This is a genomic window from Escherichia sp. HH091_1A (assembly GCF_030295175.1).
Classification (GTDB): domain Bacteria; phylum Pseudomonadota; class Gammaproteobacteria; order Enterobacterales; family Enterobacteriaceae; genus Escherichia; species Escherichia coli_F.
In genome coordinates this window covers 1,098,983-1,124,605 of record NZ_AP025747.1, presented here as the reverse complement: position 1 = coordinate 1,124,605, position 25,623 = coordinate 1,098,983, and the positions used below count along the sequence as shown (strand labels likewise).

At 50.6% G+C, this 25,623-nt stretch carries 18 protein-coding genes and 2 pseudogenes; 8 read left to right on the top strand and 12 right to left on the bottom strand.

Going from position 1 to position 25,623, the window contains the following annotated elements:
• The first annotated feature begins 363 nt into the window (after positions 1-363).
• The 3 genes from focA (at position 364) to pflA (ending at position 4,490) form a co-directional block, all read left to right on the top strand.
• Positions 364-1,221, top strand: coding sequence for a formate transporter FocA (focA, locus tag QUF14_RS05325; RefSeq protein WP_000642546.1), 858 nt, complete (start codon positions 364-366; stop codon positions 1,219-1,221).
• Positions 1,222-1,275: 54 nt separating this feature from the next.
• On the top strand, positions 1,276-3,558 hold the full coding sequence (pflB, locus tag QUF14_RS05320) for a formate C-acetyltransferase (RefSeq protein ID WP_001292812.1): 2,283 nt from the start codon (positions 1,276-1,278) through the stop codon (positions 3,556-3,558).
• A 191-nt stretch (positions 3,559-3,749) separates the two neighbouring features.
• Positions 3,750-4,490: a pyruvate formate lyase 1-activating protein gene (gene pflA, locus QUF14_RS05315; RefSeq protein ID WP_000111043.1), complete on the top strand. Its 741-nt coding sequence runs from the start codon at positions 3,750-3,752 to the stop codon at positions 4,488-4,490.
• An 81-nt stretch (positions 4,491-4,571) separates the two neighbouring features.
• Here the strand turns inward: pflA and QUF14_RS05310 are convergent, their stop codons facing one another.
• Positions 4,572-5,162, bottom strand: a complete 591-nt coding sequence (locus QUF14_RS05310; RefSeq protein ID WP_001190361.1) for an NAD(P)H oxidoreductase — start codon at positions 5,160-5,162, stop codon at positions 4,572-4,574.
• A gap of 99 nt (positions 5,163-5,261) precedes the next feature.
• Between QUF14_RS05310 and QUF14_RS05305 the strand changes: the two genes are divergently transcribed.
• On the top strand, positions 5,262-6,170 hold the full coding sequence (locus QUF14_RS05305) for a LysR family transcriptional regulator (protein ID WP_001242669.1): 909 nt from the start codon (positions 5,262-5,264) through the stop codon (positions 6,168-6,170).
• Here QUF14_RS05305 and QUF14_RS05300 read toward each other — a convergent pair whose 3' ends face one another.
• Positions 6,171-7,601, bottom strand: coding sequence for an APC family permease (locus tag QUF14_RS05300; protein ID WP_000918528.1), 1,431 nt, complete (start codon positions 7,599-7,601; stop codon positions 6,171-6,173). It lies immediately after the preceding gene.
• Between the two features lie 209 nt (positions 7,602-7,810).
• Positions 7,811-8,959, bottom strand: a complete 1,149-nt coding sequence (locus QUF14_RS05295; RefSeq protein ID WP_000109295.1) for an MFS transporter — start codon at positions 8,957-8,959, stop codon at positions 7,811-7,813.
• A gap of 314 nt (positions 8,960-9,273) precedes the next feature.
• On the opposite strand from QUF14_RS05295, the gene ycaC reads away from it, so the two are divergent.
• Positions 9,274-9,900, top strand: a complete 627-nt coding sequence (ycaC, locus tag QUF14_RS05290) for an isochorismate family cysteine hydrolase YcaC (RefSeq protein ID WP_000165876.1) — start codon at positions 9,274-9,276, stop codon at positions 9,898-9,900.
• Positions 9,901-9,935: 35 nt separating this feature from the next.
• On the opposite strand, the gene dmsC is transcribed toward ycaC, so the two are convergent.
• The 3 genes and pseudogenes from dmsC to QUF14_RS05275 form a co-directional block, all read right to left on the bottom strand.
• Positions 9,936-10,799, bottom strand: a complete 864-nt coding sequence (dmsC, locus tag QUF14_RS05285; protein ID WP_000534654.1) for a dimethyl sulfoxide reductase anchor subunit DmsC — start codon at positions 10,797-10,799, stop codon at positions 9,936-9,938.
• Between the two features lies 1 nt (position 10,800).
• Positions 10,801-11,418, bottom strand: coding sequence for a dimethylsulfoxide reductase iron-sulfur subunit DmsB (gene dmsB, locus QUF14_RS05280; RefSeq protein WP_000213098.1), 618 nt, complete (start codon positions 11,416-11,418; stop codon positions 10,801-10,803).
• A 10-nt stretch (positions 11,419-11,428) separates the two neighbouring features.
• Positions 11,429-13,108: pseudogene (locus QUF14_RS05275) on the bottom strand (DMSO/selenate family reductase complex A subunit); the annotation flags it as partial.
• A gap of 115 nt (positions 13,109-13,223) precedes the next feature.
• Between QUF14_RS05275 and QUF14_RS05270 the strand changes: the two are divergent.
• Together QUF14_RS05270 and QUF14_RS05265 are read left to right on the top strand one after the other, a co-directional pair.
• The gene (locus tag QUF14_RS05270) at positions 13,224-13,412 is read left to right on the top strand and encodes a hypothetical protein (RefSeq protein WP_000957850.1); all 189 of its coding nucleotides are present in this window, start codon (positions 13,224-13,226) and stop codon (positions 13,410-13,412) included.
• Positions 13,413-13,421: 9 nt separating this feature from the next.
• Entirely contained in the window at positions 13,422-14,621 is a 1,200-nt protein-coding gene (locus tag QUF14_RS05265; protein WP_100733723.1) for an IS91 family transposase, read from the top strand.
• 169 nt (positions 14,622-14,790) lie between these two features.
• On the opposite strand, the pseudogene QUF14_RS05260 reads toward QUF14_RS05265, so the two are convergent.
• From QUF14_RS05260 to lrp, 6 genes and pseudogenes are all read right to left on the bottom strand, one after another.
• A pseudogene (locus QUF14_RS05260) lies at positions 14,791-15,561 on the bottom strand (molybdopterin-dependent oxidoreductase); the annotation flags it as partial.
• A gap of 238 nt (positions 15,562-15,799) precedes the next feature.
• Positions 15,800-17,092, bottom strand: coding sequence for a serine--tRNA ligase (serS, locus tag QUF14_RS05255; RefSeq protein ID WP_000886683.1), 1,293 nt, complete (start codon positions 17,090-17,092; stop codon positions 15,800-15,802).
• A gap of 90 nt (positions 17,093-17,182) precedes the next feature.
• A complete protein-coding gene (gene rarA, locus QUF14_RS05250) occupies positions 17,183-18,526 on the bottom strand; it encodes a replication-associated recombination protein RarA (protein ID WP_000067769.1) in 1,344 nt (447 codons plus the stop codon).
• Positions 18,527-18,536: 10 nt separating this feature from the next.
• Positions 18,537-19,148: an outer membrane lipoprotein periplasmic chaperone LolA gene (gene lolA, locus QUF14_RS05245; protein ID WP_001295343.1), complete on the bottom strand. Its 612-nt coding sequence runs from the start codon at positions 19,146-19,148 to the stop codon at positions 18,537-18,539.
• Positions 19,149-19,306: 158 nt separating this feature from the next.
• The gene (gene ftsK / locus QUF14_RS05240; protein ID WP_000077094.1) at positions 19,307-23,413 is read right to left on the bottom strand and encodes a DNA translocase FtsK; all 4,107 of its coding nucleotides are present in this window, start codon (positions 23,411-23,413) and stop codon (positions 19,307-19,309) included.
• Positions 23,414-23,547: 134 nt separating this feature from the next.
• Complete coding sequence (gene lrp / locus QUF14_RS05235; protein WP_000228473.1) at positions 23,548-24,042, bottom strand: leucine-responsive transcriptional regulator Lrp; 495 nt, start codon at positions 24,040-24,042, stop codon at positions 23,548-23,550.
• A gap of 543 nt (positions 24,043-24,585) precedes the next feature.
• Here lrp and trxB point away from each other — a divergent pair.
• Entirely contained in the window at positions 24,586-25,551 is a 966-nt protein-coding gene (gene trxB / locus QUF14_RS05230; RefSeq protein WP_000537435.1) for a thioredoxin-disulfide reductase, read from the top strand.
• The last annotated feature ends 72 nt before the right edge of the window (positions 25,552-25,623 follow it).

Sequence of the window (25,623 nt, the reverse complement as noted above, 5' to 3'; positions counted from 1 at the left end):
GTTATATTACGGGGCGTTTTTTTAATGCCCCGCTTTACATATATTTGCATTAATAAAATAATTGTAATTATAAAGTTAAATATCGGTAATTTGTATTTAATAAATACGATCGATATTGTTACTTTATTCGCCTGGTGCTCCCTTTTAATTAACTGTTTTAGCGGAGGATGCGGAAAAAATTCAACTCATTTGTTAATTTTTAAAATTTATTTTTATTTGGATAATCAAATGTTTACTCCGTATTTGCATAAAAACCATGCGAGTTACGGGCCTATAAGCCAGGCGAGATATGATCTATATCAATTTCTCATCTATAATGCTTTGTTAGTATCTCGTCGCCGACTTAATAAAGAGAGAGTTAGTGTGAAAGCTGACAACCCTTTTGATCTTTTACTTCCTGCAGCAATGGCCAAAGTGGCCGAAGAGGCAGGTGTCTATAAAGCAACGAAACATCCGCTTAAGACTTTCTATCTTGCGATTACCGCCGGTGTTTTCATCTCAATCGCATTCGTCTTCTATATCACAGCAACCACTGGCACAGGAACAATGCCCTTCGGCATGGCAAAACTGGTTGGCGGCATTTGCTTCTCTCTGGGGCTGATTCTTTGTGTTGTCTGCGGAGCCGATCTCTTTACTTCCACAGTGTTGATTGTTGTTGCTAAGGCGAGTGGGCGCATCACCTGGGGTCAGTTGGCGAAAAACTGGCTAAATGTCTATTTTGGCAACCTGGTCGGCGCACTGCTGTTTGTACTTTTAATGTGGCTTTCCGGCGAGTATATGACCGCGAATGGTCAATGGGGACTAAACGTCCTACAAACCGCCGACCACAAAGTGCACCATACTTTTATTGAGGCCGTCTGCCTTGGTATCCTGGCAAACCTGATGGTATGTCTGGCAGTATGGATGAGTTATTCTGGCCGCAGCCTGATGGATAAAGCGTTCATTATGGTGCTGCCGGTCGCGATGTTTGTTGCCAGCGGTTTTGAGCACAGTATCGCAAACATGTTTATGATCCCGATGGGTATTGTAATCCGCGACTTCGCATCTCCGGAATTCTGGACCGCTGTCGGTTCTGCACCGGAAAATTTTTCTCACCTGACCGTGATGAACTTCATCACTGATAACCTGATTCCGGTTACGATCGGTAATATTATCGGCGGTGGTTTGTTGGTTGGGTTGACATACTGGGTCATTTACCTGCGTGAAAACGATCACCATTAATGGTTGTCGAAGTACGCAGTAAATAAAAAATCCACTTAAGAAGGTAGGTGTTACATGTCCGAGCTTAATGAAAAGTTAGCCACAGCCTGGGAAGGTTTTACCAAAGGTGACTGGCAGAATGAAGTAAACGTCCGTGACTTCATTCAGAAAAACTACACTCCGTACGAGGGTGACGAGTCCTTCCTGGCTGGCGCTACTGAAGCGACCACCACCCTGTGGGACAAAGTAATGGAAGGCGTTAAACTGGAAAACCGCACTCACGCGCCAGTTGACTTTGACACCGCTGTTGCTTCCACCATCACCTCTCACGACGCTGGCTACATCAACAAAGCGTTGGAAAAAGTTGTTGGTCTGCAGACTGAAGCTCCGCTGAAACGTGCTCTTATCCCGTTCGGTGGTATCAAAATGATCGAAGGTTCCTGCAAAGCGTACAACCGCGAACTGGACCCGATGATCAAAAAAATCTTCACTGAATACCGTAAAACTCACAACCAGGGCGTGTTCGACGTTTACACTCCGGACATCCTGCGTTGCCGTAAATCCGGTGTTCTGACCGGTCTGCCAGATGCTTATGGCCGTGGTCGTATCATCGGTGACTACCGTCGCGTTGCGCTGTACGGTATCGACTACCTGATGAAAGACAAATACGCTCAGTTCACCTCTCTGCAGGCTGATCTGGAAAACGGCGTAAACCTGGAACAGACTATCCGTCTGCGCGAAGAAATCGCTGAACAGCACCGCGCTCTGGGTCAGATGAAAGAAATGGCTGCGAAATACGGCTACGACATCTCTGGTCCGGCTACCAACGCTCAGGAAGCTATCCAGTGGACTTACTTCGGCTACCTGGCTGCTGTTAAGTCTCAGAACGGTGCTGCAATGTCCTTCGGTCGTACCTCCACCTTCCTGGATGTGTACATCGAACGTGACCTGAAAGCTGGCAAGATCACCGAACAAGAAGCGCAGGAAATGGTTGACCACCTGGTCATGAAACTGCGTATGGTTCGCTTCCTGCGTACTCCGGAATACGATGAACTGTTCTCTGGCGACCCGATCTGGGCAACCGAATCTATCGGTGGTATGGGCCTCGACGGTCGTACCCTGGTTACCAAAAACAGCTTCCGTTTCCTGAACACCCTGTACACCATGGGTCCGTCTCCGGAACCGAACATGACCATTCTGTGGTCTGAAAAACTGCCGCTGAACTTCAAGAAATTCGCCGCTAAAGTGTCCATTGACACCTCTTCTCTGCAGTATGAGAACGATGACCTGATGCGTCCGGACTTCAACAACGATGACTACGCTATCGCTTGCTGCGTAAGCCCGATGATCGTTGGTAAACAAATGCAGTTCTTCGGTGCGCGTGCAAACCTGGCGAAAACCATGCTGTACGCAATCAACGGCGGCGTTGACGAAAAACTGAAAATGCAGGTTGGTCCGAAGTCTGAACCGATCAAAGGCGATCTCCTGAACTACGATGAAGTGATGGAGCGCATGGATCACTTCATGGACTGGCTGGCTAAACAGTACATCACTGCACTGAACATCATCCACTACATGCACGACAAGTACAGCTACGAAGCCTCTCTGATGGCGCTGCACGACCGTGACGTTATCCGCACCATGGCGTGTGGTATCGCTGGTCTGTCCGTTGCTGCTGACTCCCTGTCTGCAATCAAATATGCGAAAGTTAAACCGATTCGTGACGAAGACGGTCTGGCTATCGACTTCGAAATCGAAGGCGAATACCCGCAGTTTGGTAACAACGATCCGCGTGTAGATGACCTGGCTGTTGACCTGGTAGAACGTTTCATGAAGAAAATTCAGAAACTGCACACCTACCGTGACGCAATCCCGACTCAGTCTGTTCTGACCATCACTTCTAACGTTGTGTATGGTAAGAAAACTGGTAACACCCCAGACGGTCGTCGTGCTGGCGCGCCGTTCGGACCGGGTGCTAACCCGATGCACGGTCGTGACCAGAAAGGTGCTGTAGCATCTCTGACTTCCGTTGCTAAACTGCCGTTTGCTTACGCTAAAGATGGTATCTCCTACACCTTCTCTATCGTTCCGAACGCACTGGGTAAAGACGACGAAGTTCGTAAGACCAACCTGGCTGGTCTGATGGATGGTTACTTCCACCACGAAGCATCCATCGAAGGTGGTCAGCACCTGAACGTTAACGTGATGAACCGTGAAATGCTGCTCGACGCGATGGAAAACCCGGAAAAATATCCGCAGCTGACCATCCGTGTATCTGGCTACGCAGTACGTTTCAACTCGCTGACTAAAGAACAGCAGCAGGACGTTATTACTCGTACCTTCACTCAATCTATGTAATTAGTTTTGACTGAAATCGTACAGTAAAAAGCGTACAATAAAGGCTCCACGAAAGTGGGGCCTTTTTTAGCACGAGAGCCTTTTTTGTCAGCTATCTATACTTTAAGGTGACTGCCAAAACAGACTCGACGTAGCCTTCGAGCTGCGCACCAACACGGCCTCAGATGGGCCACATCTGGAGAAACACCGCAATGTCAGTTATTGGTCGCATTCACTCCTTTGAATCCTGTGGAACCGTAGACGGCCCGGGTATTCGCTTTATCACCTTTTTCCAGGGCTGCCTGATGCGCTGCCTGTATTGTCATAACCGCGACACCTGGGACACGCATGGCGGTAAAGAAGTTACCGTTGAAGATTTGATGAAGGAAGTGGTGACCTATCGCCACTTTATGAACGCTTCCGGCGGCGGCGTTACCGCATCCGGCGGTGAAGCAATCCTGCAAGCTGAGTTTGTTCGTGACTGGTTCCGCGCCTGCAAAAAAGAAGGCATTCATACCTGTCTGGATACCAACGGTTTTGTTCGTCGTTACGATCCGGTGATTGATGAACTGCTGGAAGTAACCGACCTGGTAATGCTCGATCTCAAACAGATGAACGACGAGATCCACCAAAATCTGGTTGGAGTTTCCAACCACCGCACGCTGGAGTTTGCTAAATATCTGGCGAATAAAAATGTGAAGGTGTGGATCCGCTACGTTGTTGTCCCAGGCTGGTCTGACGATGACGATTCAGCGCATCGCCTCGGTGAATTTACCCGTGATATGGGCAACGTTGAGAAAATCGAGCTTCTCCCCTACCACGAGCTGGGCAAACACAAATGGGTGGCGATGGGTGAAGAATACAAACTTGATGGTGTTAAACCACCGAAGAAAGAGACCATGGAACGCGTGAAAGGCATTCTTGAGCAGTACGGTCATAAGGTAATGTTCTAATTTCCCCGTAAAGCGGCAACTTTATTGAGTTGCCGCTTTGTTATTCCGCGCTTCATTCTGCTACAGCGTTTTTAACACATCTTATAGTGCATCTACCATATCCCGTACCTGAGATAATAACGACTGATAATAGCTCGCGTGAAGTTCTTCCCCATCGAATACCACTGTATTACACAAGAAAGTGACATCGGCATCTTCAATACCAAGATAACTGCACATATTTATCAAATAATCGCTTATATTTTTTTCCCAGCCTATCTGGACAAATGATTCTTTGTCTCCTCCAACCAGCGCCACCCAACGAACTTTATTGAATGGTAATTTGTGCCCATCTCCATAAGCCAGCCCATTATTCCATACTCTGTCAATATATCCTTTTAGCATTGCTGGGAAGCTGTACCACCAGAGAGGAAAAACCACCACTAACGTGTCATGTTCAAGCAGCTCTGAATAAAGCTGATGAACCTCTGGAGAATAACGTTTATCCATATTCTTCCAGTCTGGTTCATCTTCCGGCGTCATCACCGGGTTGAAATTACGCCGATATAAATCGAGTTCCGTCACCTGTATTTTCCGCTCCATTGCCCGCTGATGGATCGCATCAGCAATATGTGCGGTCAATGAATCATGACGAGGATGGGCCCATACCAAATAAATACGTTCAGACTGCATAATTTTACCTCCACGTTAAGTTCTGGAGCGCACTTTACGCAGGCGGCATCATCCTGTAAACGTGATGATTCAGGATGAGTTAATGAAGGATTTTCACTAATGCGGATGAATATGTCTGACTTTGCCACTTTCTTTGCCGTGGCCCGTAATCAAAGCTTTCGTGCAGCAGGCGATGAGTTAGGCTTATCTTCGTCCGCCATTAGCCATAGTATTAAAACACTGGAACAACGTCTTAAAATTCGCTTATTCAATCGGACAACCCGAAGCGTATCGTTAACGGAAGCGGGTTCTAATCTCTATGAACGATTGCGCCCAGCTTTCGACGAAATTCAGATCATGTTAGATGAGATGAATGATTTTCGTCTGACACCGACAGGTACGCTCAAAATCAATGCCGCCCGGGTAGCTGCACGTATATTTTTAATACCTTTACTGGTTGGTTTCACACGTGAATATCCTGATATTAAAGTCGAGCTCACAACTGACGACTCTCTTGTTGATATCGTCCAGCAGGGCTTTGACGCTGGCGTTCGACTTAGTGGCATCGTCGAAAAAGATATGATCAGCGTGGCGATCGGCCCGCCAGTGAAATTATGTGTAGCAGCAACGCCAGAGTACTTTGCAAGATATGGCAAACCCCGCCATCCTCATGATCTGCTTAATCATCAATGTGTTGTTTTTCGTTATCCCAGCGGCAAACCTTTCCACTGGCAATTTGCAAAGGAGCTGGAAATTGCTGTCGCAGGAAATATCATTCTGGATGATGTTGATGCTGAACTGGATGCCGTTTTGATGGGTGCTGGTATCGGGTATCTGCTCTATGAACAGATCAAGGAGTACCTTGATACCGGTCGTTTAGAATGTGTACTGGAAGACTGGATCACAGAGCGTCCAGGCTTCCAGATCTATTACCCAAACCGCCAGTATATGTCCTGCGGCTTGCGCGCATTTCTCGATTATGTAAAAACGGGTCAGATCTGCCAGAGTCAGCGTTACCGACCACAATAATTATTTGCTATTCGCTTTACGCGCCAGCAGCGGGAATATCAGCCCTAATCCCACCAGCACAAACGGCGTTGCAACATTCAGCGCCAACTGGAATGTCCACTCTGCGGTGAAGGCTTCCATTTTCGGGAAAATACCCGTCAGGCAGGCAAAAGCGGTAAAGGCAAAACACCAAATTCCGACGGTCATTGCCAGCGGCTTATTACGAATAAAGACATATTCCGGCTTATATTTCTGCGCCAGGCGAACAACTGCAATAAATGCAACAAATACCCATAAATAACGCAGCGGCATCACTACCGAGTTAAGGTTCAACAGCCATTTATAGAGATTGTTCATATCACCGATGCCGAGAGTCGGCAGCATAATCAGGATCGCCACCAGCACCAGGGTCAGAAAATAGCCATTAACGGGCGTACCAGATGCGTTGGTACGACATAAACTGGCAGGAATATATTTGCTGTCAGCATCGCCTAATAATACTTTAAGCGGCGCATCAATCGAGAATACCAGCGCAGCTACTTGACCCAGAGTATTCGCAATGGCGTAAATCACCATTAAAGTATTACCCATGCTGTAATACTCGCCCAGCTTCTGGAAGGCGTAATACTGGCCGTTGGTCATTAAGTCATCGGGAATATTGCGGGAGTCAAACATCATCCCCATTGCAAGCGATCCAAGGATCGCGCACACCGCAACCATCACCGCCAGGCATAACATCCCTTTTGGAAATTCTTTTCCTGGGTTGCGCGTTTGATTAACGTAGGGAGAAATCTTCTCTGCTCCACCAACCGCAAAGACCAGCATTGAAATAGTGGTAATGTAGGTAAAGTCGATATGAGGAATAAACGTTTCCCAGGTAATGTTTGTGGTCGCAATATGCACTTCAGTAATCGCAGGCGCGGTTACCGCCATCGCCACATACAGGAGCGACATAACAAACATCGCAATCCCTGCCACAGAACCGACGATTTTCAGCGATTTCATACCGCGTGAAGCAACCCACATAAAGAAGACAAACAGCACCAGCGTTAACCCCTGTAACGCTACGACGGAATATTCTTTGATTAGCGAACCGTCGCCTTTCATCGCCCAACCGAGCGCAATCAGTATTGCCTGGGGTTTTTGTGCCAGATAGGGAATATGCACTACCCAGTAGGTCCACGCGGCGAGGTAAGCCAGTCCGGGTCCCATCGTGTGTTTAATCCAGGTACTGACCCCGCCCTTCCCATCTTTGAAGGTCGAGCCTAACTGACCAACAATTAGCGCATAAGGTGTGAAATAGAGCGCAAAGATAAACACCCATGAAAAAACAACCACCAGCCCCTGGTTGGCGTAGTTATTAACAACGTTGCCAAAACCCCAGACAGTGATAAAAGACATCAGCGCAATGTTGTACCATCGCAGCTGTTTTTCCTGAACATTCCCAGCCATAGACAAATCCTTCGCCAAAATTAAAGGGGCATCTGTAAAACGAGGGATTATGCGCGGCAAATAAGAAGTGCGGAAATAGCGAAATGCAAAATTATAACCTGCTGCACATTTTATTTTGAAACGAATAAAATTTTGAAAAAAGCAAGTCAGAGAGAAGAAACAAAAAAGCAGAGTGTGAAACAGTAAGTTCACACTCTGCGTTAATTCATTTACACGTGAGCAACGGGTTTCGGCGTATGACCGGCGTTGCGAAGCAGCATCAGCAAATAGATAAACGATACGCTGGCGATCATGATAAACAATAAATTATCGGAGAAATTCTGCATTAGCATGGCAGTAAATGACGGACCAAGCAGGCTTCCCACAGTATAGCTCAACAGTAAGGCCTGGTTCATCGCCACCAGTTGATGATGTTCAACTTTCTCGCAAGCCCATGCCATCGCCACCGGATATAGCGTAAAGCCAGCGGCACCGAGGATGAATAAAGCCGGGGCCATCGCCGCCTGGCTAAGCATCGCGATACTGCCGAGAATGACGACAAAGACCTGAACACGCAACACCAGCAGTCGACCAAACTTATCCGCCAGACGTCCAATCGGCCATTGTCCAAGGATACCCGCACTGACCAGGACCGCCATCCAGAAACCAATGCTGGCATTGCTCACCCCTTTGTGATTGAGGTACAGCGGCATCAGGCCATATAGAGATCCCAGAACGATTCCTGAGATAATGCAGCCATTCACGCCAAGCCGCGCCTGACGGAGTTTTAGCATTGACGTAATTGACGTCGAATCATGGTTTTCAGCCTGCTGATTCAGCACACGCGTAAACAACAGCGGTAAGATCCCTGCCAACGTCAAACCTGTAACCCACGGCAATACGGACATCAGCTCGGTTGAAACTTTGCTGACCAGTAACTGGCCTAAAAACGTTCCCACGTAATAAACCATCATATACGCAGCAAGCAAACGACCACGGTTACGTGACGTCCCACTGCACATCAGCGCGCTCTCAACGACCACCCAAATCATGGCACAGCCGACACCCGCTACAAAACGCCACGCCAACCAGCTCCAGAAACCAATCATCAGGCCAAGACCTGCACAGCCAGCGGCAAAAATGAAGGAGGCCAGATAATAGCTGCGGTTAAAGCCAATGCGCTTAATGACATACCCTGTCAGCAATGTACCGACCAGGTTGCCGGTAAAATAGGATGAGCTGACAACGCCTACCTGCCATGTGGACATATGTTCCTGGGCGAGCCAAAGCGGCACGAGCGTATTTAACACTGCGATCGCCAAAGTCAACAAAAGCAGGCCAGACAGCAAAAGCATGACAGGCCGGGTATACGTGGACATGAATTAAAACCGTGAGGAAGTTCAAATTTCATGCGCATCATGCCACCGCCAAAAACATTGTCAATGGGTGAAAATACGCGCATATCGCAGCTGAGGTATTATCGATTTATATTACTCATTCATAACGCTAATGCTGGAGAGACGATTAATCTCATCTGATTGTTTTTATTGATCTAACACAAATTTCATACGCTTCGTTCAGTCGAAAAATTTCATGGTCACAGCAAACTCATATTTCCCGTCTATGCTTTCAGAGCAATGCATCGCGTCTGACCGATTTCAGACGTACCGCTGACTCTCGAAAGGAGAAGAGGATGACCAAACCGTATGTTCGTCTCGATAAAAATGATGCTGCCGTTTTGCTTGTTGATCACCAGGCTGGTTTACTTTCCCTTGTACGGGATATCGAACCCGATAAGTTTAAAAATAACGTGCTGGCGCTGGGTGATCTGGCTAAGTATTTCAACTTACCTACTATTCTTACCACCAGTTTTGAAACCGGTCCTAACGGCCCATTAGTTCCAGAACTGAAAGCACAGTTCCCCGATGCACCTTACATTGCTCGCCCGGGAAATATTAACGCCTGGGATAACGAAGATTTTGTGAAAGCGGTAAAAGCGACAGGTAAAAAACAATTGATTATCGCTGGTGTGGTAACCGAAGTTTGCGTTGCGTTCCCGGCACTTTCGGCAATTGAAGAAGGGTTTGATGTCTTTGTCGTGACTGACGCGTCAGGGACCTTTAATGAAATTACCCGGCATTCGGCGTGGGATCGAATGTCGCAAGCGGGTGCGCAATTGATGACATGGTTCGGCGTGGCGTGCGAGCTGCATCGCGACTGGCGTAATGATATTGAAGGACTGGCGACGTTGTTCTCTAACCATATTCCTGATTATCGTAATTTGATGACCAGTTATGACACGTTAACGAAGCAGAAATAAAAGAGAACCGGGGCCGAAACCCCGGTTGTTACTCATTAACTTGCGACGGCCATCCCCACGGTCATATGCAAACCATAGAATACGCCACGACCGATTAATTCCCCTGCCAGAAGCAGAATGAATGATACAGAAAGTAGCGGAACTGCAGGCTGATAACCTTTTAGCTGTGGGGCAATCCACAAGCACAGGGCAACAGCCAAAAGTACGATACGCCAGGACATCAGCGCACCATAGTCCGGCACCAGCGCTGCAGCCTGCTGCACAGAGCTATGAATAGTCGCCAGCTCTGCGCCCTGCATCACTGACACCACGCCACTCACTACCAGGGCCAGTACAGAAATAGCTGGCAGCAGACGCATCGCCCAGCCATCGACGCCAGCCAGACTCAGTAACAGGTAACCCAGTAACGGGCCGCCCATGAACATCGTCAGGAAGAAGCCCATCGGTGTCCAGATGCTGTACCAGGTGGGTACGGTATCGATGCTGTTATAAACGCGCACCATCATCCAGACAAAGACTACGCCAAGAACCATCGTCACCACCAGCCACAGCGTACGCAGTGCTGGCGACAGCTTTTTCAGTATTGCCAGCACCCAACCGATGCCACCAACGGCAAAAAAGATCGAACCGCTGGCGATTTCGTTACTGAGTGCTGAAGCCCCTACCCGGTTGAGCGAGTTAAAAGCGCGCATCGGCGAACCAAGATGGAGCATAGAGGCGATAAAGCCAATACCCATCAGCACCCATAAGCCAAACATACAGGCAATAACACGCTGCTGGGCTTCTGCTCGCAGGTCGCCTTTGAGCAGCGCCAAAGCCAGAACGATAAAACCACCTGCTACACATTGCCCGAAGACCGTGAAGATCATCAGCGGCCATTCATGCCATCCACTTCCCATCTCACACCTCCTTCGGGTTTGCCAGATAGCCAGTGGTATCCCCGGTCGGGCGGCTGTTGGCATTGGGTTTGATCACAATATTCGGTTTGGTAAAGTGAGCTCGCGGCAACGGCGCAACAGCCGCCAAATCGCCATGTTTTTTACGCAGCTCGTCGATAGGGCCGAAATCCAGCGCCCGCAGCGGGCAGGATTCTACGCAGATCGGTTTTTTCCCCTCCGCAACACGGTCATAACAACCATCGCATTTGGTCATATGGCCTTTCGTTTCGTTATATTGCGGTGCGCCGTACGGGCAAGCCATATGGCAGTAACGGCAGCCAATGCATACATCTTCATCGACCACAACAAAACCATCTTCACGTTTATGCATCGCACCGCTCGGGCAGACTTTAGTACAAGCCGGATCTTCGCAGTGGTTACATGAAATCGACAGATAGTAGGCAAACACGTTCTGATGCCAGACACCGTTATCTTCCTGCCAGTCACCGCCAGCATATTCATAAATGCGGCGGAAGCTGACTTCCGGCGTCAGATCTTTATAGTCTTTACAGGCCAGCTCGCAGGTTTTGCAACCGGTGCAACGGCTGGAATCAATAAAAAATCCATACTGGGTTGTCATCGGTTACTCCTTACACCTTTTCAACCTGAACCAGGTTTGTATGTGACGGATTCCCCTTAGCGAGAGGAGACGGACGTTGAGTGGTCAGTACGTTAATACAACCGCCCTTATCGACACGTTTTGCATCCGGGTCATACCAGGCACCTTCACCCAGTGCGACCACACCCGGCATCATTCGTGGCGTCACTTTTGCCTCTATGTGAACCTCACCACGGTCGTTAAAGATCCTGACCTTATCGCCGTTGTTGATACCGCGTTTTTGTGCATCAAGCGGGTTGATCCACATTTCCTGACGGCAAGCTGCTTTCAGCACATCAACGTTGCCGTAAGTTGAGTGAACGCGAGATTTGTAGTGGAAGCCAGTAAGCTGCAGCGGATATTGTTTGTTCAGCGGCTCCTGATAACTTTCAAAGCCCGGCGTGTAGATCGGCAGTGGATCGATCACGTCGCCTTCTGGCAATTCCCAGGTCGCGGCAATGTCAGCCAGCGCCTGCGAATAAATCTCAATTTTACCCGATGGCGTGGTCAGCGGATTTGCCTGCGGATCTTCACGGAAAGCTTTATAAGCAACGTGATGCCCTTGTGGGTCGCGCTTTTTAAAGATCCCCTGCTTGCGGAACTCTTCAAACGTTGGCAGTTCAGGAATCGCTTCCCGCGACTGGGCATACAGATGCCGCATCCACTCTTCCTGTGTACGGCCTTCAGTAAACTGTTGCTCAACGCCAAGACGTTTTGCCAGTTCGCTGGTCATTTCATAGATGGTCTTACATTCAAAGCGCGGTTTAATCACCTGATCGTTGAAAATCACGTAAGACATATTCCCGCAGGATGCATCCAGTGCAAAGTCCATCTGTTCGGAAGCGGTGCAGTCAGGCAGCAGGATGTCAGCATATTTCGCCGATGAAGTCATGTGGCAGTCGATAACCACAATCAGCTCGCACTTCTTATCATCCTGAAGGATTTCATGGGTACGGTTGATTTCAGAATGCTGGTTAATCAGGCAGTTACCAGCATAGTTCCAGATCATTTTGATCGGCACATCCAGCTTATCTTTCCCGCGCACACCATCACGCAGCGCTGTCATTTCCGGGCCACGTTCAATGGCATCGGTCCACATAAACATCGAAATGCTGGTCTGGATCGGGTTTTCGAGGGTCGGCATACGGACAAAAGGTAAGCTGTATGAACCTTCACGCGCGCCGCTGTTGCCCCCGTTAATACCAACGTTACCGGTCAGAATCGCCAGCATCGAGATAGCACGGGTTGCGATTTCACCGTTAGCGTGACGCTGCGGCCCCCATCCCTGACTGATAAACGCGGGTTTAGTACTGCCGATCTCACGTGCCAGTTTGACGATTTTGTCTGCCGGAACACCGGTAATTTGCGAGGCCCATTCCGGCGTTTTAGCCACGCCATCTGGCCCTTCACCCAGAATATAAGCTTTATAGTGACCATTTTTCGGCGCACTGGCTGGCAGTGTTTTCTCGTCGTAGCCAACGCAATATTTATCGAGGAATGCCTGATCCACCAGGTTTTCGGTGATCATGACATACGCCAGACCGTTAACCAGTGCGGCATCTGTTCCCGGACGAATAGGGATCCACTCATCTTCGCGCCCGGCACCGGTGTCAGTATAGCGCGGATCGATGATGATCATGCGAGCATTAGATTTCTGGCGCGCCTGTTGAACCACGGCAGCCTGACGACTGCAAATTGAAAACCGGCCCTGTTCGTCCTGTTGTTGCCGCACGCCCCGCAGAATATGTATGCTCTGAGGACCTGTTTTATTAAGGACTCATCCCCTTATGTTGACCCGCAAAAGTATCGATACAGTTCTGCTCTCTGTTGGTGCTGAGAAGCTCTCACAACGTGAATGGGACTGGATGAAGATGCTCAAACCCATGGACCCACCACCTGCGATGGTCGCTGCCTCCATCCTGGAGCACCGTGGCGACACAGCAGCCCTTACCCTGCTACAGGATACCGGGGGTTAATCCGTCCTCATGTTATCCGGTTTTACTCCCCGCCCTCTGAAACGCCTGTTCACAGCCAACCAGTGCTGGACGTCCTTCCTGGATGCGGGCGGTCTGCGCGATATCGAGGTTGAGGCTGTCACCAAAATGCTGGCCTGCGGCACGCGGATACTGGGCGTGAAGGAATACAACTGCGATAAACCTGACTGTCCCCACGTCAGATACGTCACTAACTCATGTGGCAGCCGTGCCTGCCCGTCCTGCGGAAAAAAGGCCACAGACCTGTGGACAGCGACACAGCTGAATCGTCTTCCTGACTGCGACTGGGTACACCTGGTCTTCACCCTGCCGGCCACGCTGTGGCCGGTGTTCGAAAGCAACCGTTGGCTGCTGAATGACGTGTGCCGTCTGGCGGTGGAGAATCTGCTGTATGCCGCCCGAAAACGGGGGCTGGAACCCGGTATCTTCTGCGCCATCCACACATATGGCCGTCGTCTCAACTGGCATCCGCATGTACATGTGTCAGTAACCTGCGGGGGGCTGAATAAGCACGGTCAGTGGAAAAAGCTGAGCTTCCTGAAAGACGCGATGCGTTCGCGGTGGATGTGGAATATGCGGCAGTTGCTTCTGAAAGCGTGGTCAGAGGGGATGGCGATGCCGGAGTCGTTGTCACATATCACGACGGAATCACAGTGGAGAAGCCTGGTGCTGAAAGCCGGCGGAAAATACTGGCATGTGTACATGTCGAAGAAGACGGCCGGCGGGCGGAATACGGCACGCTACCTGGGTCGTTATCTGAAGAAGCCACCAATAGCGGCTTCCCGGCTGGCACATTACAACGGAGGGGCAAGCCTGAGCTTCCGTTACCTGGACCACAAAACGGGAGAAACGGCGACGGAAACACTGACGCAGCGGGAGCTGGTCGCGAGGCTGAAACAGCACATCCCGGAGAAGTTTTTTAAGATGGTGAGGTACTTCGGGTTCCTTGCCAACCGGGTGTGTGGAGAGAAGCTGCCGAAGGTGTACCGGGCTCTGGGGATGGATAAACCGGAACCGGTGGCGAAAGTGTGCTATGCACAAATGGTGAAACAGTTCCTGAGTCGTGACCCGTTCGAATGCGTGCTGTGTGGCGGCCGGATGGTATACCGCCGGGCCCTTGCGGGGCTGAATGTATCAGGGCTGAAGAAAAACGCGCGGGATATCAGTCTGCTGAGGTATATGCCGGCCTGACGCAGGCTAAGTGTGCCCAGGAATTGGTGCAGGAATAAAAAACAGCCTGTTGCGGTATAAGAATCGACCATGCAGAGAGAGAAAACACCGGAGTGGTGGGAAAAGCAGAAGAGCTCACGTGGCATAAGGCGTGGACAGCGGTATCGTCTGGTTTTTCAATTTCCTATACGTCAAGATAGTAAGTCACCCCACCGCCACTCATTCGCGTTTCGCCAGGGTTATTACCAAACAGCACTACCAGTTTACTGTTTTCGATATCCGACGGGCTGTTACCATCTGCCCAGCCGCCGTAGGTATAGTTCAAACCTTCCGCAATTTGCGCGGAAGAGTAGTCACCGTAATGGTTCAGATAACCGCCGCAGCAGTTCATCAGGCGAGCGACCAGGGTATTTCCCGGCGGCCAGGAGCGGGTCATGGTGCCGCCCAGCGTACCGGTACCATAGTTCAGATAGATAGACTCGTTGCCGTACTCTTTGATCAGGCGCTGCATATTGGTCGCGATGATGTCGTAGGCTTCTTCCCAGCTAATGCGCTCGAATTTGCCTTCACCGCGCGCCCCGACTCGTTTCATCGGATATTTCAGGCGGTCCGGATTGTAGACACGGCGACGCATGGAACGCCCACGCAGACAGGCGCGCACCTGGTGCAGGCCGTCATAGTTGTCATCGCCGGTATTATCCGTTTCAACATATTTAATTTCACCGTCCACTACGTGCATACGTAGCGGGCAGCGGCTACCACAGTTAACTGTACAGGCGCTCCAGATAACCTTTTCGTCTGACTTTGCCGGAAGGGCACTATCAACAGCGTGCGCAATCCGACTAAAAGGTAAGGTTAATGCGCTGCTGGCCATTGCCAGGCCACCGATCGCTGTCGTTTTTACCAAACCACGGCGACTCACCTCAGCAGCCAATACCGCATCAGGGATTTTCGTTTTCATAATGGCTCACTCAAGCTTGCTCACGATTGATTCCAGTAACAAACCGTATTGTGTAATTATTTCTATAGCAGTTCGCTATATAGGCTTGTATACATCGAATGATTTGAAAATCAAAGAGATAGGCAGATTTTCACTCGAAAGTAGTATTACGTGTAAGTGAGGAGTAATTATTGTTCGGTATCAAAGGGAGACAAAAAAAGCGCCCGAAGGCGCTTTTTAGATTCAGAAAAATTGGGTATTAGCCAATATATTCCAGTCCGTTCATATACGGACGCAGAACTTCCGGTACTTCGATACGACCATCAGCCTGCTGATAGTTTTCCATTACCGCAACCAGCGTACGACCAACAGCCAGACCAGAACCGTTCAGGGTATGAACCAGACGGGTTTTCTTGTCCGACTTGCTACGGCAACGTGCCTGCATACGACGCGCCTGGAAATCCCAAACGTTGGAGCAGGAAGAGATCTCGCGGTAGGTGTTCTGTGCCGGGATCCATACTTCCAGGTCGTAAGTTTTGCAAGCGCCAAAGCCCATGTCGCCGGTGCAAAGAATGATTTTACGGTACGGCAGGCCCAGCAACTGCAGGACTTTTTCCGCATGACCGGTCATCTCTTCCAGTGCCGCCATTGAGTCTTCCGGGCGCACGATCTGCACCATTTCAACTTTGTCGAACTGGTGCATACGGATCAGACCACGGGTGTCACGACCATATGAACCTGCTTCAGAACGGAAACATGGGGTGTGGGCGGTCATCTTAATTGGCAGATCATCTTCATCGATGATTTCACCGCGTACCAGGTTGGTCAGCGGAACTTCTGCCGTTGGGATCAATGCATAGTTACTGGTGTCTGCTTCTTCTTCCAGCGGACGAGTATGGAACAGATCGCCAGCAAATTTCGGCAGTTGCCCCGTACCATACAGCGTGTCCTGGTTAACCAGGTACGGAACATAGTTCTCACTGTAACCATGCTGTTCGGTATGCAGATCCAGCATAAACTGCGACAGTGCGCGGTGCATGCGAGCGATCTGCCCTTTCATTACCACAAAGCGGGAACCAGTCAGCTTAACTGCAGCTGCAAAGTCGAGGCCAGAGTGCATTTCACCCAGCGTCACGTGGTCACGAACTTCAAAGTCAAACTCACGCGGGGTACCCCAGCGGCTGACTTCAACGTTGTCATTTTCGTCTTTACCTACCGGCACTTCATCTGCAGGCAGGTTAGGGATGGTCAGCGCGATATCGCGAATTTCAGCCTGTAAAGCATCCAGCTCGGCTTTTGCTGCATCCAGCTCTTCGCCCAGTTTGTTCACTTCCAGACGTAAAGGCTCGATATCTTCCCCGCGCGCTTTCGCCTGGCCAATGGATTTCGATCGGGAGTTACGCTCCGCTTGCAGGTTTTCCGTTTTGACCTGCAATACTTTACGACGCTCTTCAAGAGCGCCCAGCTTATCTACATCCAGCTTAAAGCCCCGGCGTGCCAGTTTTTCAGCGACTGCGTCTGGCTCATTACGCAGCAGATTGGGATCGAGCATGCTTATCCTGTGCTTATCGAATTAAATGGGAGATGTGGCCACAGCCTGCGACCACAGGGATACAGTAACAACATTACCGCAACGATAACATTAACGGTAGCGTTTTATGGGGCTATTTTGATCCTGTTCAGCCAGCCAGGCGAGCTTTTCGCCAATCTTGCCTTCAAGGCCCCTGTTTGTCGGGAAATAATAGCGTGTTTGTGCTATTTCCGGCGGGAAGTAAACCTCACCGGCAGCATAAGCGTTTGCTTCATCATGAGCATAACGATATTCCTGACCGTAGCCCATTTCCTTCATTAATTTTGTCGGCGCATTACGCAAATGAACCGGCACGTCATAATCCGGACGTTCGCGAGCATCGGCCAGCGCGGCTTTAAATGCGGTATAGACAGCGTTACTTTTTGGCGCGCAGGCCAGGTAAACAATCGCCTGAGCAATGGCACGTTCACCTTCAGCCGGACCAACGCGAGTAAAGCAATCCCAGGCCGCAATAGCCACCTGCATCGCCCGTGGGTCAGCATTACCCACATCTTCAGACGCAATCGCCAGGCAGCGACGCGCGACATATAACGGATCTCCACCGGCGGTAATAATTCGCGCATACCAGTACAGCGCCGCATCGGGTGCGCTCCCACGCACCGATTTATGCAGTGCAGAGATCAGATCGTAAAAGCGATCGCCTTTGTTATCAAAGCGGGCGCTACGCTCACCGGCGATTTCGGTCAGTAATTCAGGCTTCAGGACTCGCTTACCGCTATCATCGACTTCAGCCATATCCGCCATCATTTCCAGCGTATTTAACGCGCGGCGCGCGTCGCCATTCACCAATTCAGCGATGGCGCGTCTTGTTTCACCTGGCAGAACAATATCCTGACCACCATAACCGCGGGTTTTGTCTTCCATCGCCTGAGTCAGTACCTGTTCGATATCCTCTGTACTCAGGGATTTCAACAGGTAGACACGGGCACGGGAAAGCAGCGCCGAATTAAGCTCAAACGACGGGTTTTCAGTCGTCGCACCAATAAAAGTGATAGTGCCGTCTTCAATATGTGGCAGAAATGCATCCTGCTGGCTTTTGTTGAAACGGTGAACTTCGTCAACAAAAAGAATAGTGCGGCGACCAGCATTGCGGTTTTGCCGAGCGCGCTCGATCGCCTCGCGAATCTCTTTCACGCCAGAGGTGACGGCAGAAATACGTTCCACATCAGCGTTCGCATAACGGGCTATAACTTCAGCGAGGGTTGTTTTGCCGGTACCCGGTGGCCCCCAGAGGATCATAGAATGCAAATGCCCAGCTTCGATAGCGCGCGGCAATGGCTTCCCGGCAGCCAGCAAATGTTGCTGGCCGATATACTGTGCTAAATTTTCTGGCCGCATACGCGCGGCCAGAGGTTGAAAAGTATTATCCGAAAAATCGAGCGACAGATTGCTCACTCAGGTGCCTCTACTTACGTTGATCATCTACCGTGACGCCTTGCGGCGGGGTGAAGGTAAATTTCGCTGCATCCACAGCCCCATTTTGCTGGGATTTCAGCTGATAACTGCTGCGCTGATCGTCCTGCTCCACCGCGCTAAACTGATGGATTGTGCCATCACGTCCCACGTTAATGGTGAACTGCTTCAGATTGCCATTGCTGGCTTTCGGCGTCAGGACAAAGTCATCGCCATTCTGTTTGATATTGTACTGCTGCCAGTCGCTGGACTGGTTGCGGGCAATCAGCATAAACGGCGTATTACCGGTGGCATCTTTCAGCCAGGTTGCCGTAGCTTGCTCAACGAACGGGTTATAGAACCACAGTGTTTTACCGTCAGAAACCAGAATGCTTTCATCAGGTTGAGTCATATGCCAGTTGAATAAGTTTGGACGTTTCACCCACAGATCGCCCTGACCTTCCTGCACCGCCGCGCCGCTACCGTCAGTCACTTTTTGTGTGAAGCTGGCGTGGAAGCTGCTGACTTTATCCAGGCGGCTTTTCAGATCGCTTGCGGCATCAGCCCAAACGCTGCTTGCTACTAAGCTTGAGAGTAATGCACAGGTGATGGCAATTTTTTTCATCATTATTCCTCAAATTACGTCACTCCCGACCGGGAGCTCCCTCTACTCTCTATTCCAGGCTAATAATCAGCTTGAGGAAAGAAGAAAATACTGAATTTTCAGTTACCAGATTGCCGGATGCGACGCTACCGCGCCTTATCCGGCCTACGATGCATTAATTAGTCAAACGGCGGTGGGGCCAGCACTTCACGATTACCGTTGTGCCCCTGTTCGCTGACAATCCCTTGCGCTTCCATCTGTTCGATAATACGCGCTGCACGGTTATAACCAATGCGGAACTGACGCTGTACGCCTGAAATTGACGCTTTGCGTTTTTCAATGACAAACTGCACCGCCTGATCGAACAACGGATCCAGTTCTTCAGCGCCATCGAAACCACCCGCACCACCTTCGCTTTCGCTGTCGGAGGTGATGCCATCAACATATTGTGGGCGACCACGCGCTTTCCAGTCCTGCACCACGGCATGAACTTCCTGATCGCGAACAAAAGCACCATGAACACGTACCGGCAACGTGGAGTTCGGCCCAGAGTAAAGCATATCCCCCATACCCAGCAGTGATTCCGCGCCAGCCTGATCAAGAATGGTACGTGAGTCAATCTTACTGGATACGGTAAAGGCGATACGGGTCGGAATATTCGCTTTAATCAGACCAGTAATAACATCAACCGATGGACGCTGAGTTGCCAGTACGAGGTGGATACCCGCGGCACGGGCTTTTTGCGCCAGACGTGCTATCAGCTCTTCCACTTTTTTACCTACCGTCATCATCAGGTCGGCAAATTCGTCCACCAACACCACAATGTACGGTTCCTTTTTCAGCACCGGATGCTGCGCATCCATACTGTCACCCGGCTTCCAGTACGGGTCTGGAATCGGACGCATCATGCGATCGGCTTCAGCAATTTTTTCGTTATAACCCGCCAGATTACGCACACCCAGTGCAGACATCAGTTTATAACGACGCTCCATCTCGTTAACACACCAGCGCAGCGCGTTGGCGGCATCTTTCATATCGGTAACAACTTCCGTTAACAGGTGCGGAATGCCTTCATAAACCGAAAGCTCCAGCATTTTCGGGTCGATCATGATGAAACGCACATCTTCTGGCTGTGCTTTATAAAGCATGCTCAGGATCATCGCGTTCACACCGACAGATTTACCGGAACCGGTAGTCCCCGCAACCAACAAGTGCGGCATTTTCGCCAGATCGGCAACCACCGGCTCACCGGCGATATCTTTACCCAGCACCACGGTTAATGGCGACGGATTATCGCGGAATTTGGCGTTATCCAAAACTTCGCGCAGATAAACGGTTTGTCGTTTTTTATTCGGTAACTCCAGACCTACATAGGGTTTGCCAGGAATAACTTCAACGACACGCACCGCCACCGTCGAAAGTGAACGGGCAAGGTCACGTGACAAGTTAGAAATGCGCGCCGCTTTTACGCCCGGTGCCAGATTCAATTCAAAGCGAGTGATAACCGGTCCCGGAGAGTAATTGACGACATCGGCTTTAATACGGAAATCAGCCAGACGCGCTTCCACCAGGCGCGCCATTTGTTCAAGCGCAAAGGTATCTACCGGCTCCACTTCGCTCGGCGGCTGCGTCAGCAAATCCAGAGAAGGCAGCGGCGTCGTCGGTTTATGCAACGGACGGCTGTCGCCATTGCGCATCAACAGCGGATGAAGCAGGGTATCCTGCGGCTGCGGCGCAACCGATTGTTGTGGCTGCTGATACTGCGGCTGCGGCGCAACTGGCTGTTGCGGCTGCTGATATTGCTGCTGTGGTGCAACCGGCTGTTGTGGCTGCTGATACTGCGGCTGTGGTGCAATCGGCTGTTGCGGCTGCTGATATTGCGGCTGCTGTGCAACCGGTTGTTGCGGCTGCTGATATTGCTGCTGCGGCGCTACAGGTTGTTGTGGCTGCTGGTATTGCTGCTGCGGCGCTATCGGTTGTTGCGGCTGCTGTACAGGTTCAACAATTGGCGTAAACAGCGGCTCGTGTGGCCCATCATCCAGCAAAGCTTTCATTGGCGAAAATTCGAAATCATCCAGCGAGAACGGATTCGCCCCAGCCGGTTGTTCGCCCGAATAACGTTGCTGTTGAGTTTGAGCAAACTGACGAGCCAGTTCTGCCTCTGCTGCAGCATCTGTATCTTCTGCGTTGACTGGCACATCATGTTGATACTGTTCGCCATAGCGTTGCTGCTGCGTCTGGGCGAACTGACGCGCCAGTTCATCCTGCTGCATCGCATCGATTTCATCATCGTTATAATGATCGTCGGAATCGTACTGATTGCGCTGGGCTTCACGGGCTTTTTCTTCTGCCGCACGCTGTGAGGGCAGCTTAATACCGTAAGACGCCAGTTCACGACGAGTTGGCACGCGGATACGTTTCGGTCGTGGCAACTGCGGGCCAATCCCCTCTTTGACCTGCGGACGCGGTCCAGCGCTATTTGCCAGACTGAAGACTGGCGCGGCAACGGTTGCGGCAGCCCCCGTCGCCAGTGTCGCTTTTTTCACGCCAGATGCCAGAGGGGAAACAGCGGCAGCGGCTTCCACTGGAGGTACTGCTGCAACAGAAGGTGCTTTCAGCGAAGATTTGATCGGTTCTGGTTCTTTAACCGGTTCAGGAATCGGTTGATACCAGGCCGCAAGTTGTTCACGTTCACGGGCACGCTTCTCTTCCACTTCTTCAAAATAGTAAAGCGGCGGACGCGCGGGTTTTGTCTCTTCTACAATGGGTTCAGGCTCCACAACAGGCTGCTGTTCAACGGGTTGCGGCTGTTGGTACAACGGCTCCTGAGCGGCTGGCTGCTGATAAGTTTGCTCAGTCTGGTATGTAGACTGTGGAGCAAAAGTGGATTGCTGCTCTTCGGCTTGCCAGGCGTTACCTGCCATCGATTGTTCTGGCGCAGGGGCGTAATACGGCTGTTGCGCAGACTGTTCCGCCGCAGTTGTGTAATACGGCTGCTGAACAGGTTGTTCCGCCGCAGGAGCGTAGTAAGGTTGTTGCACAGGTTGTTCCGCCGCAGGCGCATAATACGGCTGCTGTGGCTGTACAGGTTGTTGCAGCGGCTCATTATATTGCACTGCAGGCTGCGCATATTGTGGCTGCTGAGGGTAACCTTCCGGTGCAGGAGCAATAACCGGCTCTCCCGTTTGTGGCCCCGGTACAGGCTGCCAGGCTACTGTAGGTTGCGCAGGTGGAACATCAACAGAGGCAACTGGCGGCGTCTGAGTCACAGGTTCAACCGGTGCAGCCCAGCTTTGTGTCGCCGTGGTAGCAGCAGCTGCTACAGCAACAGGTTCGGTAATTGGCGCACCGTTTAATAATGGATCGTATTCGTCATATTCTGGCTGCGTTGCACGATTGCCCGAAAAGAGGACGTCGTCAGGGTCGGCAGCCACACCGCGTGCAGTGTAGGTAATCTCTTCTTCATCATCCATCCGCTTACCGGAGAACAACGCAGCATCTGTTTGCCGCCCCATCGGATTAATAAATTTTTCCGCCAACCGTTTACGACGCGCTAACGCGCCGCGAAGAATACGGGCACGGCGCGATTCATGCTGTTTGCCGTGATTTTCATCTTCATATTCTTCGTCGTCTTCATACTCATCTTCATCGACCCAGGTATCATCGCGACGGGTACGATTACTGGCGAAGGTGAGAATGTTTAAAATCCAGCCGCCAAGTTTTTCAGCAATGGTCACCCATGACCAACCGGTAAACAGTGTCAGGCCCGCCGCCCAAACGCAGAGCAGCGCAATAGTTCCCCCGCTACTGTGTAGCAGTGGTTGTAGCGTAGTGCTTAGTAAGCTGCCGATGACGCCACCGGAGGCAAAATACCAGATATCGTCAGCGTTGATTGCCGCCAGACCACAAGAGGTAAGGATGAGCGCCAAAACGCCAATGATGCGTAGCGAAACGGCAAAATAATCAATGTATTCGTCACTGGACTGATGACGCCAGGCAAACCAACAGCCGCCGACGATAATGACGGGAATGGTGTAAGCCATCACGCCAAAAATAAAGAACAGCGTATCTGCCAGCCACGCACCGGGCATCCCACCTAAATTATGGATAGGTTCATGCCAGGCCGTTTGCGACCAGCTGGGGTCCGAAGGGTTAAAGCTTAGTAAGGCAGCCATCAACCAGACGGCAAACAGGACAATAAGGATCAGCAACGCCTCCAGAAGGCGGCGGCCGCTACTTAACTTTGTCAATGTGACTTCTTTGTCTTCAGTGTATTCCTGGCTCAAGAAAGGCTCTCCAGGTTACAGGCTTTTCCTGCCCGATGCTAAAACGGACAACAGTACCAGGTTACCCCAGTACTGTTGCTGTATGGATTAACAGGAGTGTAATCAAAATACGCCGATTTTGCACCTGTTCCGTGTTAGCGCGTCTTAATAACCAGACGATTACTCTGCTTGACTTCTTCCATAACAACGTATGTCCGCGTGTCATTGACGCCAGGCAGACGCAGCAGGGTTTCCCCCAGCAACTTACGGTAAGCTGACATATCCGGCACGCGTGTTTTCAACAGGTAGTCGAAATCGCCGGATACTAAATGACACTCCTGAATTTCTTCAAGTTTTTGTACAGCAGTATTGAATTGTTCAAACACATCCGGTGCGCCACGATTCAGAGTAATCTCAACGAATACCAGAAGTGATGCATCCAGATAATGGGGGTTCAGCAGCGCTGTATAGCCCTGAATAAACCCTTGTCTTTCCAGCCGACGCACACGCTCAAGGCACGGCGTTGGGGAAAGTCCCACACGTTTAGAAAGCTCGACGTTAGAAATACGCCCATCCTTTTGCAACTCATTAAGAATGTTACGATCGATACGGTCGAGATCTTTGCCAGGGCGCTTCTTGCTATCTACCATTATTATTGTCTCTCTGTATTCCTTCCCTACTCCTGTCTGACCCTGAAACATCACTGTTCAGAGTCGCTACCCGTCACGATAGACCGAAATCATTAAGATTCACGGCGCGCAATGCCTGGTCTACGGTGAGAAGACCGTTGCCTGGTGGCAGCTATCGACATCACGAATGGCGTCTGTCCACGCCATACGTAGATTTCACTAGCACGGTAAACATGGTATTTACATGCATGGTTATGCGCATATAAGAATACTGTTTTTTTTCTTCCTCGAATGTTTTCGCAAAACACCAGGGGATTGTCAAAGCAAAACATCGATTTTTAGTACAACATGCCAGATATTCATTAACAGGGGCGTTTATTCATCATTTAATCGGCTTATAAAGCGGGAAATTTAAGTAGCAGAGGTGATAATGACTGGAGAATTTGACCTGCTTATCGATGCTGCCGATTGCACAAATTGTTAACAAAATCGTCATACTCTTTTTTTACGTCTGTAAATTCCCTACAATCCTGCCCATTGTCTGCCAACAACTATGGGGATCTCATGGGCACGACCAAACACAGTAAACTGCTTATCCTGGGTTCAGGCCCGGCGGGATACACCGCTGCTGTCTACGCGGCGCGCGCCAACCTGCAACCTGTGCTGATTACCGGCATGGAAAAAGGCGGCCAACTGACCACCACCACGGAAGTGGAAAACTGGCCTGGCGATCCAAACGATCTGACCGGTCCGTTATTAATGGAGCGCATGCACGAACATGCCACCAAATTTGAAACTGAAATCATCTTTGATCACATCAACAAAGTTGATTTGCAGAATCGTCCGTTCCGTCTGACTGGCGATAGCGGCGAATACACTTGCGACGCGCTGATTATTGCCACTGGAGCTTCTGCTCGCTATCTCGGCCTGCCCTCTGAAGAAGCCTTTAAAGGGCGTGGGGTTTCTGCTTGTGCAACCTGCGACGGTTTCTTCTATCGTAACCAAAAAGTTGCGGTCATCGGCGGCGGCAATACGGCGGTTGAAGAGGCGCTGTATCTGTCTAACATCGTTTCGGAAGTGCATCTTATCCACCGTCGTGACAGTTTCCGCGCGGAAAAAATCCTCATTAAACGTCTGATGGATAAAGTGGAAAACGGCAACATCATTCTGCACACCAACCGTACGCTGGAAGAAGTGACCGGCGATCAGATGGGCGTCACTGGCGTTCGTCTGCGCGATACACAAAACAGCGATAACATCGAGTCACTCGACGTTGCCGGTCTGTTTGTGGCTATCGGCCACAGCCCGAACACGGCTATTTTCGAAGGGCAGTTGGAACTGGAAAACGGCTATATCAAAGTGCAGTCGGGTATTCATGGTAATGCCACCCAGACCAGCATCCCTGGCGTATTTGCCGCAGGCGACGTGATGGATCATATTTATCGCCAGGCTATTACCTCGGCCGGTACAGGCTGCATGGCGGCACTTGATGCGGAACGCTACCTCGATGGTTTAGCTGACGCAAAATAATTTTACAAATCAGTAACAAAAGTAAAGAAGGCGACACCATGCGACTATGGGTCGCCTTTATTTTTTCCCCGT

Coding starts and splice junctions, on each gene's coding strand:
- pflB (WP_001292812.1), top strand. CDS start 1,276: ATGTCCGAGCTTAATGAAAAGTTAGCCACAGCCTGGGAAGGTTTTACC.
- pflA (WP_000111043.1), top strand. CDS start 3,750: ATGTCAGTTATTGGTCGCATTCACTCCTTTGAATCCTGTGGAACCGTA.
- QUF14_RS05310 (WP_001190361.1), bottom strand. CDS start 5,162: ATGCAGTCTGAACGTATTTATTTGGTATGGGCCCATCCTCGTCATGAT.
- QUF14_RS05305 (WP_001242669.1), top strand. CDS start 5,262: ATGCGGATGAATATGTCTGACTTTGCCACTTTCTTTGCCGTGGCCCGT.
- QUF14_RS05300 (WP_000918528.1), bottom strand. CDS start 7,601: ATGGCTGGGAATGTTCAGGAAAAACAGCTGCGATGGTACAACATTGCG.
- QUF14_RS05295 (WP_000109295.1), bottom strand. CDS start 8,959: ATGTCCACGTATACCCGGCCTGTCATGCTTTTGCTGTCTGGCCTGCTT.
- ycaC (WP_000165876.1), top strand. CDS start 9,274: ATGACCAAACCGTATGTTCGTCTCGATAAAAATGATGCTGCCGTTTTG.
- dmsC (WP_000534654.1), bottom strand. CDS start 10,799: ATGGGAAGTGGATGGCATGAATGGCCGCTGATGATCTTCACGGTCTTC.
- dmsB (WP_000213098.1), bottom strand. CDS start 11,418: ATGACAACCCAGTATGGATTTTTTATTGATTCCAGCCGTTGCACCGGT.
- QUF14_RS05270 (WP_000957850.1), top strand. CDS start 13,224: ATGTTGACCCGCAAAAGTATCGATACAGTTCTGCTCTCTGTTGGTGCT.
- QUF14_RS05265 (WP_100733723.1), top strand. CDS start 13,422: ATGTTATCCGGTTTTACTCCCCGCCCTCTGAAACGCCTGTTCACAGCC.
- serS (WP_000886683.1), bottom strand. CDS start 17,092: ATGCTCGATCCCAATCTGCTGCGTAATGAGCCAGACGCAGTCGCTGAA.
- lolA (WP_001295343.1), bottom strand. CDS start 19,148: ATGAAAAAAATTGCCATCACCTGTGCATTACTCTCAAGCTTAGTAGCA.
- lrp (WP_000228473.1), bottom strand. CDS start 24,042: ATGGTAGATAGCAAGAAGCGCCCTGGCAAAGATCTCGACCGTATCGAT.
- trxB (WP_000537435.1), top strand. CDS start 24,586: ATGGGCACGACCAAACACAGTAAACTGCTTATCCTGGGTTCAGGCCCG.